Genomic DNA, 3,716 nt, shown 5'->3' on the forward strand with positions numbered 1-3,716 from the left:
CTAGTGGCGGGCAAAGTCGCCTGCGATAACAAAAATCTTCGCATTCGAGGATCGCTTAGCATCGCTTACTCAATTGCTCCCGAGCGCAAACATCATAGAATATGCGGGCTCGCTGCCAGACTGCCCGGGTCGGCGAAGGTCCGCAAGGGGTCGGAAGCGGAACCAGTCAAGCGTAGGCCGCCCAGCCGCGAAACGTGAATCCGGCGTAGAAGAGGCTGACGCCGCTGAACCCCGCATCCCGCAGCAACTGCTCGTCCTCCTCCGGGGCGAAGATCGGCAGGCGCTCGCCGATGGTCGTCCCCGCCTTCCGCGCCTGCGCCGGATCGATGCCTGACGACGCCGCGAAGGCGGCGTAGCGGGACAACCAGAGATCGCGGTCGCCCTCGCCTTGCGGAAAGCTGAAATGCGCCACGACGAAGGCCGCACCCGGCTTCAGGCGCCGACGCAGTTCCCGCAATGTGCGCAGGCGCTCCTCGCGCGCGACGAAATGCAGGGTCAGGATGCAGGCCGCGCCATCGAACGGCCCCTCGGGCGCGATGTCGATCAGGCCGTGATGCAGCTCGGCACGGGCAGTCAGCGGGCCGAGCGTCAACCGAGCAAGATCGAGCATCTCCGCCGAGGGGTCGACGCCATCGAAGCGCCAGCCCGGCTGTGCTTCCACGAACACCTTGATCTCCAGCCCGCCACCCGCACCAAGGACCAGGATCCGTGCGTCACCGGCGCCCGCTCCGCGAGGAGCAGTCCGGCCATGCGCTGAAGATCGACGAAGCCGGGGACCTGACGCGGCGGCCCCTCCGCATAACGCCTCACCGCCTCCGGATCGGAGAATGCATCCATCCTCGAAGCTTCCGTTCTGGCGTTGGCTGGGGCGCGGCGCTTATTGACTCAATCTCTGCGAAACCACGCTCAAGCTCTTGAGAAAACCGGCAAAACGCAGCAGCCCGTCCGGCCAGGGGCCGTGCCCGGATTCGCTGTTGAGGTGGCCGCTATCGCCGGCATCGACGAATTCCGAGCCCCAGGCTTCGGCGAGCTCCTTCGCCTCGCCCTGCGTACAATAGGGATCGGTTGCGCTGGAGATCAGCACCGAGAGGAAGGGCAGCTTCTCGCGGCGATGCGCGATGAAATCCGGCCCCATGCCGGGCACCGCGCCCTTGGCCTTCTCGGAGGCCGGCGCGACCAGGAAGGCGCCGGCGACCTCGCCGGGATGCAGATGCTCGGCGGCAAAGGCGATGGCGCTGCAGCCGGCCGAGTGCCCGACGAGCACGACAGGGCGCGTCGCAGAGCGCACGGCCTTGACGATCTCATCGGCCCAGACATGGCGGGAGGGCTTGTACCAGTCCGCCTGCTCGACGCGGCGCGCCGTCTTCAGGCGAGTTTCCCAGCGGCTCTGCCAATGGTCGGGCCCGGAGCCCGACCAGCCGGGAACGATAAGGATATCGACGTCTGAGGATTTCATGATGGATCAGTGTAGAGCTGTCTTCCCGTGCGCGCTGCAGCGTGAAACGCTGCTGCGCAGACACGGGACCGTCTTACGAAGAAGCGCCTTTCCGTCATGCGGCCCCGCATCTGCGCAGCAGCACTTGCGTGCTGCGGCGCGTGCGGGATGACGAACCGGTCATCAAAATAAGTTGCCCCACCAATGGGTTCAAGCTTCCCCGAACACCCGGCGGAAGATCGTGTCGACATGCTTGAAGTGATAACCCTCGTCGAACATCGCCTTAAGCTCGGAGGCAGAAAGCTTTTCGGCGACATCCTTGTCGGCCATCAGATTGGTCAGGAAGTCCTCGCCATGCTCCCAGGTGCGCATCGCGTTGCGCTGGACCATGGCATAGCTGTCCTCGCGGCTGGCGCCGGCCTGGGTGAGAGCCAGCAGCACGCGCTGCGAATTGTGCAGCCCGCCGAGCCGGTCGAGGTTCTTGCGCATGTTCTGCGGATAGACCAGCAGCTTGTCGACGACGCCGGTGAGCCGCGCCAGCGCGAAATCGAGCGTCACCGTGGCATCGGGGCCGATCATGCGCTCGACAGACGAGTGCGAGATATCGCGCTCGTGCCAGAGGGCAACGTTCTCCAGAGCCGGCGTAACCATGCCACGCACGAGGCGCGACAGGCCCGTCAGGTTCTCGGTGAGGACCGGATTGCGCTTGTGCGGCATCGCCGAGGAGCCCTTCTGGCCCGGCGAGAAATACTCCTCCGCCTCATAGACCTCGGTCCGTTGGAGATGGCGGATCTCGGTCGAAAGCCGCTCGATGCAGGAGGCGACGACGCCGAGCGTCGCGAAATACATCGCATGCCGGTCGCGCGGGATGACCTGGGTCGAGACCGGCTCGACGGTGAGGCCCATCTTCTCGGCGACATAGGCTTCGACCTGCGGGTCGATATTGGCGAAGGTGCCGACGGCGCCCGAGATGGCGCAGGTCGCGATCTCGGCCCGCGCCGCGACGAGGCGAGCCCGGCAGCGGTCGAACTCGGCATAGGCCTGCGCGAGCTTGAGCCCGAAGGTCACCGGCTCGGCATGGATGCCGTGCGAGCGGCCGATGGTCGGGGTCAGCTTGTGCTCGAAGGCGCGGCGCTTGATCGCGGCGAGCAGCGCATCGACATCGGCGATGAGGAGGTCGGTGGCGCGCGCGAGCTGCACCGAGAGCGTGGTGTCGAGGATGTCCGACGAGGTCATGCCTTGATGGACGAAACGCGCCTCCGGCCCGACGATCTCGGCCAGATGCGTCAGGAAGGCGATGACGTCATGCTTGGTGACGCGCTCGATCTCGTCGATGCGCGCGACATCGAAGACGGCGTCCTTGGCCTTGGCCCAGATTGTCGCGGCCGCCTCCTTCGGCACGACGCCAAGCTCGGCGAGCTTGTCGGTCGCATGCGCCTCGATCTCGAACCAGATGCGGAACCGGGTCTGCGGTTCCCAGATGGCGACCATCTCGGGGCGGGAATAGCGCGGGATCATCGCAAACCTTTCACACAATGCGCGCCGTCATCCCGGACGACCGCAGGTCGCCCCGGGATGACGGCCGCTATCTCCAGTCCAAAAACCTCAAACCCACGACCCGCGCGCGGCTTCGGCCGCCTTGCGGATCGCTTCGATATTGCCGGCATAGGCCGAAGGCCCGCCCTTGAACACGGCGGAGCCGGCGACCAGCGCATCGGCGCCGGCCTTGACGACCAGCGGCGCGGTCTCGGGCGTCACGCCCCCATCGATCTCGAGCGCGATCGGCCGGTCGCCAATCAGCGCCTTCACCTGCGCGACCTTCTCGACCACCGAGCGGATGAAACTCTGCCCGCCGAAACCGGGATTGACCGTCATGAGCAGGATGAGATCGACGTCCTGGATCAGCGCCTCGGCGGCGCTCGCCGGCGTGCCGGGATTGAGCACGATGCCGGCCTGCTTGCCCTGCGCCTTGATCGCCTGCAGCGTGCGGTGCGGATGCGGGCCGGCCTCGACATGGAAGGAGATCAGGTCGGCACCGGCCTTGGCGAAGGCTTCGATGTAGGGATCGACGGGCGCGATCATCAGATGCACGTCGAAAAACTTCTGGGTGTGCGGGCGGATCGCCTTCAGCACATCGGGGCCGAAGGTGATGTTCGGCACGAAATGCCCGTCCATCACATCGCAATGGATCCAGTCGGCGCCAGCGGCATCGATCGCGCGCACTTCCTCGCCGAGCTTGGCGAAATCGGCCGAGAGGATCGAGGGGGCGATGCGGATGGGG

3 protein-coding genes and 1 pseudogene are annotated in these 3,716 nt (G+C 66.0%); all 4 read right to left on the reverse strand.

Annotation, left to right across the window (positions count from 1 at the left end; genetic code table 11):
- Positions 1 to 166: 166 nt before the first annotated feature.
- Positions 167 to 837, reverse strand: a pseudogene (locus tag Q0Q02_RS23450) (trans-aconitate 2-methyltransferase).
- Positions 838 to 877: 40 nt separating this feature from the next.
- The gene (locus Q0Q02_RS23455) at positions 878 to 1,456 is read right to left on the reverse strand and encodes an alpha/beta hydrolase (RefSeq protein WP_293813200.1); all 579 of its coding nucleotides are present in this window, start codon (positions 1,454 to 1,456) and stop codon (positions 878 to 880) included.
- A 189-nt stretch (positions 1,457 to 1,645) separates the two neighbouring features.
- Positions 1,646 to 2,953 (reverse strand): adenylosuccinate lyase, encoded by a 1,308-nt coding sequence (gene purB, locus Q0Q02_RS23460; RefSeq protein ID WP_293813202.1) that lies wholly within the window; start codon positions 2,951 to 2,953, stop codon positions 1,646 to 1,648.
- Positions 2,954 to 3,040: 87 nt separating this feature from the next.
- Positions 3,041 to 3,716: ribulose-phosphate 3-epimerase (gene rpe / locus Q0Q02_RS23465; protein WP_293813204.1), on the reverse strand; the 676-nt coding region annotated here is incomplete at its 5' end.

The sequence above is a fragment of the uncultured Allobosea sp. genome, from assembly GCF_945956895.1.
In the GTDB taxonomy this organism is placed as follows: Bacteria; Pseudomonadota; Alphaproteobacteria; order Rhizobiales; family Beijerinckiaceae; genus Allobosea.